Here is a 16,822-nt window from a genome sequence, read left to right on the forward strand (position 1 = left end):
TGAAGCGCCGATCTAATGACTGAGGCCCAAAAAAATGAATAAAGACTATGTGAAGCTGGCGATCGCCCCGATTGGCTGGACCAATGACGACATGCCGGAACTTGGCAAAGAGAACACCTTCCAACAGTGCGTCAGCGAAATGGCGCTGGCGGGATTCAGCGGCAGCGAAGTGGGCAGTAAGTACCCGCGCGATCCGCAGGTTTTAAAGCCAATGCTGGATATTCGCGGCATTCAGATCTGCAACGCCTGGTTCAGCACCTTTTTTGCCGACGGGCAGAAAGAAAAAACCATCGATGAGTTCGTTAACCATATGAACTTTCTGCATGATATGGGCGCCAAGGTGATTGGCTGCTCAGAGCAGAGCAAAAGCATTCAGGGTACCGACAAGGCGGTATTGGAAGAAAAACCCTACTTTACCGATGAAGAGTGGCAGCGCGTCGCCGACGGCTATAACGAACTGGCGAAAATCGCCGCTGGCAAGGGCATGCAGGTTTGCCTCCATCACCATATGGGGACGGGGATTCAAACCACGGCGGAGATCGACCGCTATATGAGCATGGTAAACGACGATGTATACCTGCTGTTTGATACCGGCCATGCCTACTACTCTGAAGGCAGCCAACAGGCGATGCTGGCTATTTTGGAAAAATATCTGCCGCGCATTAATCATGTCCATCTGAAAGACGTGCGCGATGAAGTGGTCGCCGAGGTGCGGGTTAACCACTTAAGCTTCCTGGATGGGGTGAAAAAGGGGACGTTTACCGTGCCGGGAGATGGCGTCATTGATTTTCGTCCGGTCTTCAAACTGCTGGACGAGCATGGCTATAAAGGATGGATGGTGGTGGAGGCTGAGCAGGATCCGGCCATTGCCAACCCCTTTGAATACGCGGTTAAGGCGCGCCGCTATATCAAAGAGACGGCCGGTATTTAATGGCACTCACTTCCCGTGGCTATGCCGCGGGAAGTGTTACTCTTCTTTACCAGCGCTTTTCAGACGCCATGAAAGCGCGCCATATGATAGGCATCGACCAGTTTGCCGTCGCGCATGGCAAAGTGTCGGCTGGTGCCTTCTATCTCGAAACCAAACTTCTTGTATAGCGCAATGGCGCCCTGATTGTCGGTGAACACCGTCAATTCAATACGCTGAATTGCCGCCCAGTTATCGCAAAGTTCGATCATGGCGCTCATCAGCGCTCCGCCAATGCCTTTTCCCTGTTGTGCAGGATCGACGCCGATACCAAAGGTAGCGACGTGACGCCGACGTAACGACTGATTAAGTTCAATCACAATCTGACCAACAACTTGTTCGTCTATGCAGGCGACCAGATTGTGCAACCCTGGCTTGGCATCAGCCAGACGTTGTTGCCAGTGCGTGAGTGAGGGCAGCGGAAGCTGCAGCGTATCGCGGTAGACTTCTGGGTGGGCATACAGCCGTTGCAGCGCCGGTGCATCGGAGGTTTCAACGTGGCGGACGATGATTTCACCCATTCTCTTATCCCTATGATTATTAGCAATATTACTCTGTAAGTTATCGGGGCTGCTTCTTTAGTCAACAATATTTAAGATTGGTCAAAAAAACGCTTTACAGATGCGAATGATAATGATTATTATTGTCATGCGTTCTCGGCAGACGGTGGCCTCACCGCTCTGACTTGAAGGCACGACATTGCTCACATTGCTTCCAGTGTTTATTTAGCCAGCTCGGGTGCTGGCTCTTTTTTTGCCCTCAATCATCTACCTTTGCGCTCAACAAATCTTCTGCGGCTCCTCTGTTTATTTCATCGAAATTTTTGAACAGAGGGGTGAGTTTTTTACGCTTTCTTATTCTGCTGTCAGGTCTAGACTGTAAAAAACATTGAGGAGAGTTGAACATGATTTATTTACGTAAAGCGAAAGACCGCGGCCACGCTAACCATGGCTGGCTGGACAGCTGGCATACCTTCTCCTTTGCCAATTATTACGATCCGAACTTTATGGGGTTCTCCGCGCTGCGGGTCATCAATGAAGACCGGATTGACGGCGGGCAAGGGTTCGGTACCCATCCGCATAAAGATATGGAAATTCTGACCTACGTGCTGGACGGTACCGTAGAGCATCAGGACAGCATGGGTAATAAAGAGCAAATCCAGGCTGGGGAATTTCAGATTATGAGCGCCGGCACCGGGGTACGCCACTCCGAGTACAATGCCAACAGCGACAAGCTGCTGCATCTGTACCAGATCTGGATTATTCCGGATACCAACGGCCTGCCGCCGCGCTATGAGCAGCGTATGTTTGATGCACCGCAGGGGCGTCAGCTGGTGTTGTCGCCGGATGCCCGCGAAGGTTCGCTGAAGGTATTCCAGGATATGACGCTGTCGCGCTGGGCGCTGAATAAAGGCGAACAGGCGGAGTATACGCTCGAAGCCGGCCGTCGCGTCTGGGTACAGGTGGTGCGCGGTTCCATTACCATTAATGACAACCGGGCAGGCGCCAGCGATGCGCTCGCTATCTGGGATGAAACGGCGCTGTCACTCCACGCCGATGAAGACAGTGAAATTCTGCTGTTTGATTTGCCACCGGTTTAATTTGCTCAGCGTTATCGGGCTCAATCTGACGATTGGGCCCTTTTTACGCCCGTTTGATATCAGCCTGCCGTTTTTTTTGCTAAAATAACCGCCCATTCACGGTTTGTCAGCTCATTGATAATGAAGAAAAAGCGGCCGGTACTTCAAGATGTTGCAGATAGGGTTGGCGTCACCAAGATGACGGTGAGCCGCTATTTGCGCAATCCTGATCAGGTTTCCGCCGCCCTGCGGCAGAAAATCGCGGTCGCGCTGGATGAGCTGGGCTACATTCCCAACCGCGCGCCGGATATTCTTTCCAACGCGACCAGCCGCGCTATCGGCGTACTGTTGCCATCGCTGACCAACCAGGTGTTTGCCGAAGTGTTGCGCGGTATTGAAAGCGTGACCGACGCGCACAATTATCAAACCATGCTGGCGCACTATGGTTATCTGCCGGAACGTGAAGAAGAGCGCCTGACCTCGTTGCTCTCGTACAATATTGACGGCCTGATCCTGTCCGAACGCACCCACACCGCCCGCACCCGTAAAATGATTGAGGTTGCCGGCATTCCGGTGGTGGAACTGATGGACTGCGTATCGCCCTGTATTGATATGGCGGTAGGGTTTGATAACCATCAGGCTGCCCGCCAGATGACGCAGCGGATTATCGCCCAGGGTTATCGTCATGTGGTGTACCTTGGTGCGCGTCTTGATGAGCGTACGCTGATTAAGCAGCAAGGCTATGAGCAGGCAATGCGCGAGGCTGGGTTACAGCCATGCAGCATTATGACCAACCGTGCGTCGTCTTACTCCGGCGGTGGTGAAATGCTGCGCCAGGCGCAGCGTGACTACCCGCAAATCGACAGCGTATTTTGCACCAACGATGACCTGGCGATCGGCGCTGCCTTTGAGTGCCAGCGTCAGGGGCTATCCATTCCGCAAGATATGGCAATTGCCGGTTTCCACGGCCATGATATTGGCCAGGTGATGATGCCAAAACTGGCCAGCGTGCTGACGCCGCGTGAAACCATGGGGCAGATAGGCGCAGAGCGGTTACTGGCGCGCCTGCGTGGCGAAACCGTCAGCCCGTCGATGGTTGACGTTGGTTTCACTATTATTCCTGGCGGTAGTATTTAAGCGGTATTGCGCCGTGCCGTTTTTTGATGCCGTACCGATCCTCTCCTTTTTCCTCCCTTGAGTTAAAACGCTGACTATAATTGCTTGCTGGTTGAGATTTGACCGCAGTTAGTTTGACCGCCTTCACAGTTACGGGATGTCATTTCGCCGGTTTGTTGCTTAATTCCAGCGCGACAAAGACAATGTTACCGATAACCTGTTACCAGTAACATTTGGCACCTGGGACCCTTGAGAGCACAAAAATTATGAATAATTCACAACACCACGTTTTCATCCTGATGGGCGTCTCCGGCAGCGGGAAATCTGCCGTAGCAAGCGCCGTAGCGCATGAACTCAATGCCGCCATGCTGGATGGCGATTATCTGCACCCCCGCAGCAACATCAATAAAATGGCCGGCGGTGATGCGCTGAACGATGACGATCGGGCGCCGTGGCTGGCGGCACTGAACGACGCGATTTTTGCTATGCAGCGTACCAATGACGTTGCGCTGCTGGTGTGTTCCGCGCTGAAAAAGCGCTATCGCGATCGCTTGCGCGCAGGCAACAACAACCTGCACTTTATCTATCTGGAAGGTGAAAAAGACGTGATTGAAGCGCGTCTGAAGCAGCGTAAAGGGCATTTCTTCAAGCCTCAGATGCTGGTTTCCCAATTTGAAGCGTTGGAAGTGCCGCAGGCGGATGAGTCCGACGTGCAGGCGATTGACATCGACCAGCCGCTGGATAACGTGGTGGCCGACGTCGTCTCCTATATTCAATCCGTAACGAACCAAGGGTAAAACGATAATGGATACATTAACGCTGGTATTGACCGCCGTAGGTTCGGTACTGCTGCTGTTGTTCCTGGTGATGAAAGCGCGGATGCACGCGTTTATCGCCCTGATGCTGGTGTCGATGGGCGCCGGCCTGTTCTCCGGCATGTCGCTGGAGAAAATCACCGATACCATGCAAAAAGGCATGGGCGGCACGCTGGGCTTCCTGGCGATCGTGGTGGCGCTGGGCGCGATGTTCGGCAAAATTCTGCATGAAACGGGCGCGCTGGATCAGATCGCCGTCAAAATGCTGAAAGGCTTTGGCGAAAAGCGCGCGCACTACGCGCTGGGGATTGCCGGCCTGGTTTGCGCCTTGCCGCTGTTCTTTGATGTGGCGATCGTGCTGCTGATTGGCGTGGCCTTCGCCGTGGCGCGTCGCACCGGCGGTAATCTGGTGAAGCAGGTGATCCCGCTGTTTGCCGGCGTAGCCGCGGCGGCGGCCTTCCTGCTGCCGGGGCCGACCCCGATGCTGCTGGCGTCGCAGATGAATGCAGATTTTGGCTGGATGATCCTGATCGGCCTGGCGGCGGCGATTCCGGGCATGCTGCTGGCCGGCCCGCTGTTCGGTTCGTTTATCAGCAAGCACGTCACGCTGGAACTGCCGAAAGATATCGAAGAGCCAAGCATCGATAAGAGCAAGCTGCCTTCGTTCGGCTTTAGCCTGGCGCTGGTGCTGTTCCCGTTAGTGCTGGTGGGGCTGAAAACCATCGGCGCGCGCTTTACCGAGGAAGGCAGCTCGCTGTATCAGTGGCTGCAGTTTATCGGCCATCCGTTCACCGCGATTCTGATTGCCTGCCTGGTGGCGATTTATGGTCTGGCTATCCGCCGTGGGATGAGTAAAGACAAGGTGATGGAAGTCTGTTCGGCGGCGATCCAGCCGGCGGGGATTATCTTGCTGGTAACCGGCGCAGGCGGCGTATTCAAGCAGGTGCTGGTCGATTCCGGCGTTGGCCCGGCGTTGGGTAACGCGCTGATCGGCGCCGGCCTGCCGATTGCTGTCGCCTGTTTTGTGCTGTCGGCGGCGGTGCGGGTGATTCAGGGTTCGGCGACCGTGGCCTGTCTGACCGCCGTCGGCCTGGTGATGCCGGTGATTGGCGAGCTGGGCTACTCCGGCGCGCAGATGGCGGCGCTGTCGGTATGTATTGCCGGCGGTTCCATCGTACTGAGCCACGTCAACGACTCCGGCTTCTGGCTGTTCGGTAAATTTACCGGCGCCACCGAAGCGCAGACGCTGAAAACCTGGTCGATAATGGAAACCATCCTCGGCACCACCGGTGCGGTGGTGGGGATGATCGCCTTTACGCTGCTGTAATCATTTTGAGCTTATTAAGGCGCCTACGGGCGCCTTTTTTTATCGCGTCCGGCAGCAGCAAGCGCCGCGTGATCCGCCTTTATAAGCAGGACTGCTAACAATTGCGCTGGCATCGAATAAATTCACTTTTCGCCCGCGCTGACATTTTGTAAGGTGTGAGGATAATTGCTCATCAATGACTCAATAAGTCGTATCCTCCAAGGCAGGACAGTTTTATGAAAAACGTTGGTTTAGTCGGTTGGCGCGGTATGGTCGGCTCGGTGCTCATGCAACGCATGACGGAAGAGCGCGATTTCGACGCCATTCGTCCGGTATTCTTCTCCACCTCACAGCACGGTGCGCCTGCGCCGGCTATCGGCGGTCAGCAGCAGGGGACGCTGCAGGACGCCTACGATATTGACGCGCTGAGCGCGCTGGATATCATTATCACCTGTCAGGGCGGCGATTATACCAATGAGGTTTACCCGAAGCTGCGTGCCAGCGGCTGGCAGGGCTACTGGATTGATGCCGCGTCCTCCCTGCGGATGGACGATGAGGCGATCATCATTCTGGATCCGGTCAACCGCGCGGTCATTCAGCAGGGACTGGATAAAGGCATCAAAACCTTTGTCGGCGGTAACTGCACCGTCAGCCTGATGCTGATGTCGCTGGGCGGCCTGTTCGCCAACGATCTGGTGGAGTGGGCGTCTGTGGCTACCTATCAGGCCGCTTCCGGCGGCGGCGCGCGGCATATGCGCGAACTGCTGACGCAGATGGGCATGCTGCACGCCGATGTGGCGAAAGAGCTGCAGGACCCGGCGTCCGCCATTCTGGATATTGAACGCAAGGTGACCGAGGCGACCCGCTCCGGCAAACTGCCGACCGATAACTTTGGCGTACCGCTGGCCGGCAGCCTGATTCCGTGGATTGACAAGCAGCTTGATAACGGCCAGAGCCGTGAAGAGTGGAAAGGCCAGGCGGAAACCAACAAGATTCTGGCCAGCTCCAGCCTGATTCCGGTCGACGGCCTGTGCGTGCGCGTTGGCGCGCTGCGTTGCCACAGCCAGGCGTTTACCCTGAAGCTGAAAAAAGACGTGTCGCTGCCGGAGATCGAACAGATGCTGGCGACGCACAACGACTGGGTGCGGGTGATCCCGAACGACCGCGAGCTGACCATGCGCGAGCTGACGCCGGCGGCGGTGACCGGCACGCTGAATACGCCGGTCGGGCGTCTGCGCAAGCTGAACATGGGGCCGGAATACCTGTCCGCGTTTACCGTCGGCGATCAGCTGCTGTGGGGCGCCGCAGAGCCGCTGCGCCGTATGCTGCGGATTCTGCTGTAATACGTTAGCGCCCTATTTCATGGCGTAATTATTTAAGCCCGCTAATTAGCGGGCTTTTTTATTTTAGCCGTTTATATTAATCACTCATGTTATTTAAATAAATAAGTCGTTATTTTTTATAGGAAATAATACTACGCCAGTGTTTACATTTTATTCGCCACGGGATTATTATGCCGGCGGAAAGATCATAATGGACGATCGCACAAGGAATGTATCACTATGTCGGCATTACAATTCCCCTGCACTATATTTAAAACAAAAAATATAATGGATGATTATGGTGCATATGATATGCGCTGCGGAGATTTATCCGCAGCGCAATTAAAAACACACTTTCATTTAGGCGATGTCTCCACGCGGGTTAATCCCTATACCCTGACGCAGCTCACGCCGTTTAACCAGCCGCATTCGCGCTTTTATGGCATGCGTGGGCAGGGGACTACGCTCACCCGGCAGGAGTGCGCCAGAATTCTCTTTGATGAATTCCGCCAGTTATCCCGCCTCTTTGCACTCTATGGCCCCTATAAACATCTGATTGAACAGATGATCAGCCATATGCAGCACGGCAACGGCACGCCGTTTAGCAGCCCACATCTGAATGTCGCGTTAAAGGAGCAGATTTTGGGGGATAAAGATGAGAAAAATAGTACGCGTTTACTATTAGAGCTGTTTTTTAATAAAAACATAGATTGGGTGAATAAATATTATCCGGAAAAACTTAAAGATGAGCTTAGGGAAGTCATCATGCTTGGAAAACTGCCTAAGTTTGACCGGTTTCAGGATAATTTTAACGGTATGGGGATTACCGTACATGATACCTGGGCTACGCATATCACGGTAAAATCACTGCAGGTTGATAACGCAAGCTATCGTGCGTTGGTGCACTATCGGGTGCAGGACCACTTTGGATTGGATGATGACGATATCAGAAAGGTTAGGTTTAACCAGTTTCGTTTCTTCCGTATCTGGTTTGTACTTCAGCGCTACAATCAGCTTGGTTTTAAGCCGTTTATGACTAATATGGAAGCTACAGTAGAGATATCCGGGAGACATAATGAGAAAAAGTAAAAAGATCATATGTATTTTGGCATTAGCAGGCTTAGTACTACTAGGCTATTTTTTCTGGCGTTCTCTACAACCGGTGGAGATCGTTGCCGTTCATCAAAGGAACAACTTCAGCGATGTGCTGGTGAATAATTTCCCCTTTACGGATAAAGGAAAGGTTAATTGGTGGTTGGATAATAAAGACAAATTAAAAGAAAAATATGATATCCCTAAACCTGCTTCCTATGGACTTTTTACTATTGTTATCTGGAAATTTGGCGAGGGCTATAAATATGCGGGGAAGTATGACCGGATGTGTTTTGAAGATATGAAAGAAAAGAGAAATTGTATTGATAAAAATGTGTTGTTCATCATTTCTAATGACAAAGATGATGATATGTTCTTTGTTGGAGATAATGGAACCTACCGTATGGGAAAAGATGGTGAAATCGTTAAGATTAGGCGTGAATGAAAATTAATGAACGGCTCATCTGAGAAGAAATAGGGAAATAATTATGAGGGTAAATAGATTATCTCTACCACTGATGTTATTGATTGCTTTACTGTCAATGTTAGCTTTTTGGTGGAGCCTACGTTCGGTAGAAATTATTGCTGTTCATCATAAAAATGAGTTTAGTGCTGTTCTGGTTAACCATTTCCCCATTACGGATAAAGGTAAAATAGACTGGTGGATAAAAAATAAAGATAGATTAAAGAATGAGTATAAGATACCTAACCCTGCATCAGATGGTTTCTTTTCTATTACCTTTTGGGATTTTAGTGATGGTTATAAAGAAGCTGGAAAGTATGATCGGCGTTGCTTTGACGATATGCCAACCAAGAAAAAATGTATAGAAAAAAACAAGGAATTTATTGTGTCAAATGAAAGAAGTGGTGATATATCATTTATAACTAATGGTGATGAGTATCACATGAAGAGTAATGGTGATATTATAAAAGTCGGAATTGATTGATAAAGTAATGAAAAATATTTTTATTGATTGGCTTTATATTCGTGATAAGGTTTATTGCGGGCGGGGTAGTCATTTTATACGCGTTATGATATATACTGCCATGGCACTTTTTGGCTTTTTCCTTTGGTGCTCGCTGCAACCGGTAGAGATTATTGCCATTCACCAGAGGGAGAACTATAGCGATGTGTTGGTGAAAAATTTTCCTTTTACAGATAAAGGAAAAATAAATTGGTGGTTAGATAATAAAAATAACCTAAAAGAAAAATATGGCATCCCTAAACCAGATTCGGATGGATTCTTTACTATTATATTTTGGGACTTTGGTGAGGGTTACAAAGAGGCGGGGAAGTATGACCGAATGTGTTTTGAAGATATGAAAGAAAAGAGAAGTTGTATTGATAAAAATGTGTTGTTCATCATTTCTAATGACAGGAATAACGATATGTTATTTGTAGGGGATAATGGAACCTATCGCCTAAACAAAAACGGTGAAATAACCAAACTCAAACGCGAGTCGGATTAATTCACCGTTGATATCAGCGAGACGGCTATTGGCCGCGTATCACGGCCAATCTTGCCCCCGGCCTTTACCGGCTTAGGAAGCCAGCGACAGCGCTTTGGCTTTTGCGCGTTCCGCCAGCCACTCGCTGACGCGCGCCTGTTGCGCTTCGTCCAGCCACATGCCGAGTTTGGTGCGGCGCCAGATGGCGTCTTTCAGCTCCACCACCCACTCTTTCTCCACCAGGTAGCGCAGCTCCGCCTCGTACAGGCCATGGCCGAAGTCTTCGCCCAGATCCGCCAGGCTGTTGGCGCCGGACAGAATCAGTTCGCTGTGGCTGCCGTAGGTACGGGCATAGCGGCGCGCCAGCGCTTCCGGCAACCAGCCGTGTTCACGGCGCAGTTTGGCTGCGTAGCTGTCGCGGTCGCCGCCGATGTCGCCACCCGGCAGGGTGCCGTTCTTGGTCCAGGCCGGGCCGGCTTCCGGATAATAGTGCGCCAGTTTTTCCATCGCGTGTTCTGCCAGCTTGCGATAGGTGGTCAGCTTACCGCCGAAGACCGACAGCAGCGGCGCCTGGCCGTTATCGTCATGCACGTCTAGCGTGTAATCACGGGTGATGGCCTGCGGTGAATCGGACTCATCGTCGCACAGCGGACGTACGCCGGAGTAGGTCCAGACGATATCGTCACGGCCGTACTGTTTCTTAAAGTGGTCGTTATACACTTTCAGCAGGTAGTTGATTTCGTTATCGTCAATCTTCACGTCTTTCGGATCGCCGTGATATTCCACATCGGTGGTGCCGATAATCGAGAACTCATCCATCCACGGGATCACAAAGACGATACGGTTGTCTTCGTTCTGCAGAATGTAGGACTGCGGCTGGTTATGCGCCTTCGGCACCACGATATGGCTGCCTTTGATCAGGCGGATGCCATAGGGTGATTTCAGCTTGAGGCCGTCGTCGAAGAAGTTTTTCACCCACGGGCCGGTAGCGTTAACCAGGCCTTTGGCGCGCCAGGTGAAGGTTTTACCGCTGTCGATATCGGTCGCTTCCACCATCCACATGCCGTTCTCACGCCATGCGCGGGTCACTTTGGTGCGGGTGCGCACTTCGCCGCCGCGTTCCACCACTTCCTGCGCGTTCAATACCACCAGACGCGCATCGTCGACCCAGCAGTCGGAATATTCGAAACCGCGCTTCAGTTCCGGCTTCAGTACGGATTCTGGGCCAAAACGCAAACTCTTGCTGCCCGGCAGGCTGGTGCGTTTACCCAGGTGATCGTACAGGAACAGGCCGGTACGGATCATCCAGGCCGGACGCAGGTGTGGCTGATGCGGCAGGCGGAAGCGCATTGGGAAGGCGATATGCGGCGCCAGTTTCAGCAGCACCTCACGTTCAGCCAGCGCTTCGCTCACCAGACGGAATTCATAGTGTTCCAGGTAGCGCAGGCCGCCGTGGATCAGTTTGGAACTGGCGGAAGACGTAGCACAGGCCAAGTCTTGCGCTTCCAGTAGCAGTACGGACAGGCCGCGCCCGGCAGCATCCGCCGCGATGCCGGCACCGTTGATGCCGCCACCGATAACGATCAAGTCTTTGGTTTCCACGTCATCTTCCTCCAGATGTTCGAAATAGCTCTTTTATGTTCGTTTTCGCTCATCATTGTAATCAAAAACCAACAAACAAGCCAAGAGTTAACCAAACAAAAACATTCACGCGTGATAAAGATAACAGTTTAGCGACTATAGTCACACAAAGTGAGTGGATTTAACCCACAGGATAAGGCGCCGGCAAACGGGCGACGGGAGGATAACGGGAGGGCGTTGTTCAGCCCCCTTCCGGGCGGAAGGGGGAATCAGAGCTGAGTGAGGAGACTCAGCACAGTTCCAGCTGTACGTCGTACTGCTCAATGATTTTCATGACGCCGGGCGGCGGCAGCTGGTCGGTAAACAGATAGTCGATCAGATTCATATTGCCCAGGTTGACCATCGCGTTGCGGCCGAACTTGGAGTGGTCGGTAACCAGCATGACGCAGCGCGAGTTTTCAATAATGGCGCGCTTGGTGCGCACTTCATGGTAGTCGAATTCGAGCAGTGAGCCGTCCATATCAATGCCGCTGATGCCGAGGATGCCGTAATCGAGGCGGAACTGTGAGATAAAGTCCAGCGTCGCTTCACCCATAATGCCGCCGTCGCGGGTACGCACTTCGCCGCCGGCCAGGATCAGGCGAAAATCCTCTTTGGCGGTGAGCAGGGTGGCGACGTTCAGGTTGTTGGTGACGACGCGCAGGTTCTTGTGGTTCATCAGCGCGTGAGCCACGGCTTCCGGCGTGGTGCCGATATCGATAAACAGAGTGGCGCCGTCCGGGATCTGGCTGGCGACGCGCTGGGCGATGCGGTCTTTTTCCTCTGACCACATCACCTTACGGTCATGGTAGGCGGTGTTCACGGAGCTGGACGGCAGTGCGGCGCCGCCGTGGTGGCGCTGAATTTTATTTTGATCGGCCAGGTCGTTCAGATCGCGGCGAATCGTCTGCGGACTGACGTCAAAATGCTCCACCAGTTCTTCAGTGCTGACGTAACCTTGCAGACGGACCAGCTCGATAATTGCGTCGTGACGCTGTGTTTGTTTCACGGTAATCCCCTAATACGCCGATATACCCGTCGGGTGAAGTTTGCCGAATTTTTTACCCGTAATCTTTTGATAGGTAAAGGTATAGTGTTATTGAGCGTTATTGTTCGTTGTGCGCGCGATGACGCGTGTCCCAAAATGCCATCAGCAACCCTAACACTAAACCGGCCACGTGTGCCGCGTTGGCGATCGACATTCCTAAAATATCGAAGTAGCCGGCGACCAGCCACAGTACGGAAAATATCATCAGGCCGCGCGGCAGCATCAGCCCGCGCTCCGGCGCCCGTTCGCCGCTGAGCCAGCTGTAGCCCATCAGCGCATAGACTACGCCGGACAGGCCGCCAAACAGCGCCCCGCTGAACAGCGATTGCGCCCAGCCGCTGAAGAAGGCCGACACCACGGCCAGCACAAACAGTTTACCGGCGCCGAGGCGTTTTTCCATCGGCCCGCCGAGGTACCACCACCAGAGCAGGTTAAAGGCGATGTGCAGCAGTGAGAAGTGCAGAAACGCATGGCTGATCCAGCGCCACAGCTGCGTATATTGCTCGCTGTTCTGCGGCCAGGAGAGCCAGTACATCACGCTGTCGTCGCCCACTACCTGCATCAGCACATACACCAGAATACACAGCGCCATCACGCTTAGGGTCAGCGGGCCGGCCTTGCTGCGGATAATCTGCAGGTAGGAGTCGTGCGGATAGTGCAGCTCGGCGGCGGTGCCGCCGGTTTGCCAGCTGGCGGCCTGATAGCGGCGGTTGAGCGGGTCGCGCATAAACTGCTGCAGTTCGTGTTGTACCTGTTCCAGCCGCGGTTCATCCGCCAGCCAGATCTCTGCGCTGTCCTGGCCGTGGCGCAGTTCCAGCGTAATGCCCTGCGTTGCCATATAGTCGACAAACGCCAGTGCCAGGCGGGGATTGGATACGGCGATCACTCTAATCATAAGTAGGGAATTTCCGTCTTGCGTCGATGCGTTGTGGCCGTTGCAGATACCGGCGATGGCTGATTATAACGTTGAAACCCGATGTCGCAGCACCGACCTGTGGAAAATCGTGCAGGCAGGGGGAAGAACAGGGCGCTGGCGCGCCCTGATAATTATTCGGCGGAGGTTTCCACATCCTGCGGGTATTGACGCAGCCAGGCCTCAAAGCCGCCGTCGATGCTGTACACCGCATCAAAACCCTGATTCAGCAGATACTGCGCAGCGCCGCGGCTGCTGTTGCCGTGGTAGCACATCACCATCACCGGACGATCGAAATCGTTTTGCTGCATAAAGGTTTGCAGCGTGGCGTTGGTGAGATGAAATGCGCCCGGCGTATGCCCGGCGGCGAAACTCTGCGGATCGCGGATATCGACCAACGCCGCGCTGCCGTCTTGCCAGCGGTCGTGCGCCTGCTCAACATTGATCGCTTCAAACTGTTCCATGACTTCCAATTGCCTCGTAATTAGGGGACGCCGGCATTGTAACCAATTCCGCGCGCATAAAGACCAGACTAATATTGTGACTTTATGCGCCGTAGCCCATCATCTGCAGCAGCCGCTGCGCCTGCTGCACCGCTTCCTGCCGGTGGGCGACCCCCAGTTTCTGATACAGATTGCGGATATGCGTTTTGATGGTGGTGGCCGCCACCGCCAGCTCGCCGGCGATTTGGTCGTTGCTGTAACCGGAATAAATCAGCCCGAGCACCTGCCATTCGCGCTGGGTGAGCGGGCTGGTGCGGATAAGCTCAGGCACCTGCGGGTGCGTCAGCAGCTTATCGACGAAATTCTCGTCAAAATGCGCGAATTTATGCCGGTGATGCTGGTTGATATCGCGCAGAATGCGCTGGGCGCGGTGCTGTTCCAGCTCCGGCAGCGTATTGAGCTGGATCAGCTGGCGCAGCTGCTGCGCCATGGCTTCGCCCTCAATCACAAAGTGGCTGATAAAGCCGGTGCGGTTGGCCAGCGTCAGCGCTTCGATCAGGGCGCGCTGGGCGTCGCTTTTACGCTCGGTCTGCCAGTAAAGCTGGTTGCTCAGCAGCAGGTTACGGTTGAGATCGCTGATCAGCCGCAGCCGGCGGGCGTTATCGTTCAGCTCGTCCAGCACCACTTCGGCCTCCTGATAGCGGCCAAGCAGAATCTGCACCCGGGCGATATTGCGCCACTGTCCCTGGGTGAAATGGTTGTCCGCCATGGCGGGCTTTTCGCACTGGCTCAGCCAGCGCGCGGCGGCGGCGGTGTCGCCGGTCATCTGCCAGTGGATGATGCGCGGTTTATCGGCATTGGTCAGCCAGTCGCGGTGATACTGCGCGCCGTGCTGCAGGGTTTCGCAGCGCTGCAGATAGGCATGGGCGTTATCCAGATCGCCGCGCGCCAGCGAGCATTTCGCCAGCATGGCAAGGCACTGCAGCTGTTGCTGGGGCTGGTAGTTGGCCAGCACCGTCAGGCCCAGCCGGGCGGTGTCCTCCGCCTCATCCAGCCGCGACCATGACCACAGGATCTGCGCGCGGATGCGCAGCAGAAACTCATGCATCGGCAGCTGTTCCAGATGCTGCTCGCGGATCAGTTCGAACGCTTTATCCTGAGTTTCGTATGCCGCCTGCAGGAACCCCTGGGCGATAAGAATTTCGCTCTGCTGCAGCAGCGCCCACAGCGCGTAGTGATAGGTCTGATGGCGGCGGGCCATCTGCTCGGTCTGCTGCATCATCGGCAGGGCGCGCGTCAGCTCGCCTTTGCAGTGGTGAATCTCGCCGGTGACCGAAGTGGCGACGATGCGGCTGTAGTAACTGGATAGCGGCAGGTGCTTCAGCGCCTGCGTCGCTAACCGTTCCGCTTCTTCCGGCTTGCCGGCGTTGATCGCCACCTGCGCCCGCAGCGCGTCGAATTCGGCGCGCAGCGTTGCGTCGACGGCGATCTGCTGCTCGCGCATTGCCTGCTCGGCCCGCTCCAACTGGGTGTTGACCTCAATATAGCGGTGCTGGCTCTGCGCCAGCCAGGCCTGCAGCAACGCCAGTTTGGGGTTCTGGATCAGGCGCTCGTAAGGCAGGGCGTTCAGGCACTCCTCCAGCAGCGCCAGTTCGCTGTGGTGGAACAGCGACCAGGCGTGCTGCAGCAGAATATCGCGCAGCATGCTGACGTCGTTGGCCGCCAGCGCATGGTGAATGGCTTCGGCCGGGTAGCCGAGCGCCAGCCAGCCTTCGGCGGCGGCACGGTGCAGCCCCGGCAGCTCCAGTGCCAGCTCCCACTGGCAGCGTTGGCGCAGGAAGGAGGCAAACAGCGGGTGGAAGTTAAACCATTCGCCGGTATCGTCCATGCGGTGGATAAACATGCCCTGCCGCTCCAGCTCCTCCAGCCGCTGCTGACCGTTGTCCTCGCCGGTCAGACGTACAATCAGCGCGTCGTTCATCGAACGCAGCACCGAACAGCGCAGCAGGAAGGTGCGCGCGCTGGCGTCGACGTGGTCCAGCACCTCATCTACCAGATAATCGGCCAGATGGCTGGCGTTCAGCCCGGCCAGTCGTTTCGCCGACTGCTGCGCCGAGGCGCTGGACTGCCGGGCCGACAGGGCAATCAGCTGCAGTGCGGTGGCCCAGCCGGCGACCTCATCGCACAGGCGGCTGCTGTCCTGCTGCGCCAGCGGCGCGGGCAGCCGGCAGTCGAAAAACTGTTTGGCCTCCAGATGGTTAAACGCCAGTTGCTGGCTGCCCAACTCCAGCAGCTGATCGCGTACCCGCAGGTTGGCGATCCCCAGCGGGGGCAGCGTGCGGGACAGCAGAATCAGGGTCAGATTTTCAGGCTGATGGCGCAGGAAAAAGCGCATGGCTTCATGAATGACGTCGTTGGTGATCAGGTGGTAATCATCAATCACCAGATACAGCGGCTGATGCCAGTCCGCCAGTTCGATAAACAGCTGGCCAAACAGCGCGGACAGGCTGGCGTACTGATGCTTTTGGCTGAGGGCCTCGCTTTTGACGCATTGCCCGCCGGTCGCCTGCTGCAGCGCGGCGATCAGGTAGCTGGCGAAGCGCTCCGGCTGGTTATCGCTCTCATCCAGCGAATACCAGCCCAGCTCGCCCTTGGCCGCCGCCCACTGGGCGATCAGGGTGGTTTTCCCGTAGCCGGCCGGGCTGTTGACCAGCGTCAGGCGATAGTTTGCCGCGCCGGCCAGTTTCGCCAGCAGGCGATCGCGTACCACGGTATTTTGCAGCCGTACCGGGCGGCTCAGTTTTGATGGGATCAGCATAGTCGTCCAGATATAAAGCGCGGTTCCTGCCGCCGAAATCTGCCCGCAGGGGTCGTTGAAACGCGTTTTGCCCGCAGGGGTTGGAGAGACGATTAATTATTTTATAGCGCGTAATTAATCATCTTGTTTAACTTCTGCCAACGTTAAGCGTAATGCAACAAGCTTCCGTTTTGGCTTGGCGGGAAGTTGCAGTCGATCACACTTTTTTACATCTCGGCGTCAGCGTTTTTCCTCGCGCCCGGCGGCAGGCAAAGTGCCGCAGATCACACTTTCAGCTACGCCCCAATCCTCCTCCCCAGCTAATCCCCGGGCGGGAGGATGTTCCGTTTTTCTC

General features: G+C 54.7%; 16 protein-coding genes. 10 read left to right on the forward strand and 6 right to left on the reverse strand.

The features are described 5' to 3' along the window. The first annotated feature begins 34 nt into the window (after positions 1-34). Positions 35-931 (forward strand): myo-inosose-2 dehydratase, encoded by an 897-nt coding sequence (iolE, locus tag FO014_RS11040; protein WP_160029586.1) that lies wholly within the window; start codon positions 35-37, stop codon positions 929-931. A 59-nt stretch (positions 932-990) separates the two neighbouring features. Here iolE and FO014_RS11045 read toward each other — a convergent pair whose 3' ends face one another. Continuing rightward, entirely contained in the window at positions 991-1,488 is a 498-nt protein-coding gene (locus FO014_RS11045; protein WP_160029587.1) for a GNAT family N-acetyltransferase, read from the reverse strand. A gap of 383 nt (positions 1,489-1,871) precedes the next feature. On the opposite strand from FO014_RS11045, the gene FO014_RS11050 reads away from it, so the two are divergent. The 9 genes from FO014_RS11050 to FO014_RS11090 all read left to right on the forward strand — a co-directional run bounded on the left by FO014_RS11050 (position 1,872) and on the right by FO014_RS11090 (position 9,667). Continuing rightward, a complete protein-coding gene (locus FO014_RS11050; RefSeq protein WP_160029588.1) occupies positions 1,872-2,567 on the forward strand; it encodes a pirin family protein in 696 nt (231 codons plus the stop codon). Positions 2,568-2,687: 120 nt separating this feature from the next. Further along, positions 2,688-3,683, forward strand: coding sequence for a gluconate operon transcriptional repressor GntR (gntR, locus tag FO014_RS11055; RefSeq protein WP_160029589.1), 996 nt, complete (start codon positions 2,688-2,690; stop codon positions 3,681-3,683). Between the two features lie 245 nt (positions 3,684-3,928). Continuing rightward, positions 3,929-4,459, forward strand: a complete 531-nt coding sequence (gntK, locus tag FO014_RS11060) for a gluconokinase (protein ID WP_105232961.1) — start codon at positions 3,929-3,931, stop codon at positions 4,457-4,459. A 7-nt stretch (positions 4,460-4,466) separates the two neighbouring features. After that, a complete protein-coding gene (gene gntU / locus FO014_RS11065; protein ID WP_105232960.1) occupies positions 4,467-5,804 on the forward strand; it encodes a gluconate transporter in 1,338 nt (445 codons plus the stop codon). A gap of 215 nt (positions 5,805-6,019) precedes the next feature. Further along, positions 6,020-7,126 carry an aspartate-semialdehyde dehydrogenase gene (asd, locus tag FO014_RS11070; RefSeq protein ID WP_105232959.1) on the forward strand — a complete coding sequence of 369 codons (1,107 nt, stop codon included), beginning with the start codon at positions 6,020-6,022 and terminating at the stop codon, positions 7,124-7,126. A 219-nt stretch (positions 7,127-7,345) separates the two neighbouring features. Continuing rightward, entirely contained in the window at positions 7,346-8,194 is an 849-nt protein-coding gene (locus tag FO014_RS11075) for a YPO3983 family protein (protein ID WP_160029590.1), read from the forward strand. Continuing rightward, on the forward strand, positions 8,178-8,642 hold the full coding sequence (locus FO014_RS11080; RefSeq protein ID WP_199776420.1) for a DUF943 family protein: 465 nt from the start codon (positions 8,178-8,180) through the stop codon (positions 8,640-8,642). Before FO014_RS11075 ends, FO014_RS11080 begins: the two co-directional genes overlap by 17 nt. A 43-nt stretch (positions 8,643-8,685) precedes the next feature. Beyond that, complete coding sequence (locus FO014_RS11085) at positions 8,686-9,144, forward strand: DUF943 family protein (protein ID WP_160029591.1); 459 nt, start codon at positions 8,686-8,688, stop codon at positions 9,142-9,144. 85 nt (positions 9,145-9,229) lie between these two features. Continuing rightward, positions 9,230-9,667 carry a DUF943 family protein gene (locus tag FO014_RS11090; RefSeq protein WP_160031399.1) on the forward strand — a complete coding sequence of 146 codons (438 nt, stop codon included), beginning with the start codon at positions 9,230-9,232 and terminating at the stop codon, positions 9,665-9,667. A 72-nt stretch (positions 9,668-9,739) separates the two neighbouring features. Here the strand turns inward: FO014_RS11090 and glpD are convergent, their stop codons facing one another. The 5 genes from glpD to malT all read right to left on the reverse strand — a co-directional run bounded on the left by glpD (position 9,740) and on the right by malT (position 16,488). Continuing rightward, positions 9,740-11,248, reverse strand: a complete 1,509-nt coding sequence (gene glpD, locus FO014_RS11095) for a glycerol-3-phosphate dehydrogenase (RefSeq protein ID WP_105232955.1) — start codon at positions 11,246-11,248, stop codon at positions 9,740-9,742. A 268-nt stretch (positions 11,249-11,516) separates the two neighbouring features. Continuing rightward, positions 11,517-12,275 (reverse strand): DeoR/GlpR family transcriptional regulator, encoded by a 759-nt coding sequence (locus FO014_RS11100; protein ID WP_015962228.1) that lies wholly within the window; start codon positions 12,273-12,275, stop codon positions 11,517-11,519. 97 nt (positions 12,276-12,372) lie between these two features. Then, positions 12,373-13,209, reverse strand: coding sequence for a rhomboid family intramembrane serine protease GlpG (gene glpG / locus FO014_RS11105; RefSeq protein ID WP_105232954.1), 837 nt, complete (start codon positions 13,207-13,209; stop codon positions 12,373-12,375). Positions 13,210-13,361: 152 nt separating this feature from the next. Then, on the reverse strand, positions 13,362-13,691 hold the full coding sequence (gene glpE, locus FO014_RS11110; RefSeq protein ID WP_160029592.1) for a thiosulfate sulfurtransferase GlpE: 330 nt from the start codon (positions 13,689-13,691) through the stop codon (positions 13,362-13,364). An 82-nt stretch (positions 13,692-13,773) separates the two neighbouring features. Further along, complete coding sequence (malT, locus tag FO014_RS11115) at positions 13,774-16,488, reverse strand: HTH-type transcriptional regulator MalT (protein WP_160029593.1); 2,715 nt, start codon at positions 16,486-16,488, stop codon at positions 13,774-13,776. Positions 16,489-16,822 lie beyond the last annotated feature (334 nt).

It is taken from the genome of Serratia rhizosphaerae (genome assembly GCF_009817885.1).
In the GTDB taxonomy this organism is placed as follows: domain Bacteria; phylum Pseudomonadota; class Gammaproteobacteria; order Enterobacterales; family Enterobacteriaceae; genus Serratia_B; species Serratia_B rhizosphaerae.

What these genes read in the sequence shown, in the direction of transcription:
- gntU (WP_105232960.1), top strand. Translation starts at nt 4,467, where the DNA reads ATGGATACATTAACGCTGGTATTGACCGCCGTAGGTTCGGTACTGCTG.
- FO014_RS11075 (WP_160029590.1), top strand. Translation starts at nt 7,346, where the DNA reads ATGTCGGCATTACAATTCCCCTGCACTATATTTAAAACAAAAAATATA.
- FO014_RS11045 (WP_160029587.1), bottom strand. Translation starts at nt 1,488, where the DNA reads ATGGGTGAAATCATCGTCCGCCACGTTGAAACCTCCGATGCACCGGCG.
- FO014_RS11085 (WP_160029591.1), top strand. Translation starts at nt 8,686, where the DNA reads ATGAGGGTAAATAGATTATCTCTACCACTGATGTTATTGATTGCTTTA.
- malT (WP_160029593.1), bottom strand. Translation starts at nt 16,488, where the DNA reads ATGCTGATCCCATCAAAACTGAGCCGCCCGGTACGGCTGCAAAATACC.
- iolE (WP_160029586.1), top strand. Translation starts at nt 35, where the DNA reads ATGAATAAAGACTATGTGAAGCTGGCGATCGCCCCGATTGGCTGGACC.
- gntR (WP_160029589.1), top strand. Translation starts at nt 2,688, where the DNA reads ATGAAGAAAAAGCGGCCGGTACTTCAAGATGTTGCAGATAGGGTTGGC.
- gntK (WP_105232961.1), top strand. Translation starts at nt 3,929, where the DNA reads ATGAATAATTCACAACACCACGTTTTCATCCTGATGGGCGTCTCCGGC.
- FO014_RS11050 (WP_160029588.1), top strand. Translation starts at nt 1,872, where the DNA reads ATGATTTATTTACGTAAAGCGAAAGACCGCGGCCACGCTAACCATGGC.
- glpG (WP_105232954.1), bottom strand. Translation starts at nt 13,209, where the DNA reads ATGATTAGAGTGATCGCCGTATCCAATCCCCGCCTGGCACTGGCGTTT.
- FO014_RS11090 (WP_160031399.1), top strand. Translation starts at nt 9,230, where the DNA reads ATGATATATACTGCCATGGCACTTTTTGGCTTTTTCCTTTGGTGCTCG.
- glpE (WP_160029592.1), bottom strand. Translation starts at nt 13,691, where the DNA reads ATGGAACAGTTTGAAGCGATCAATGTTGAGCAGGCGCACGACCGCTGG.
- asd (WP_105232959.1), top strand. Translation starts at nt 6,020, where the DNA reads ATGAAAAACGTTGGTTTAGTCGGTTGGCGCGGTATGGTCGGCTCGGTG.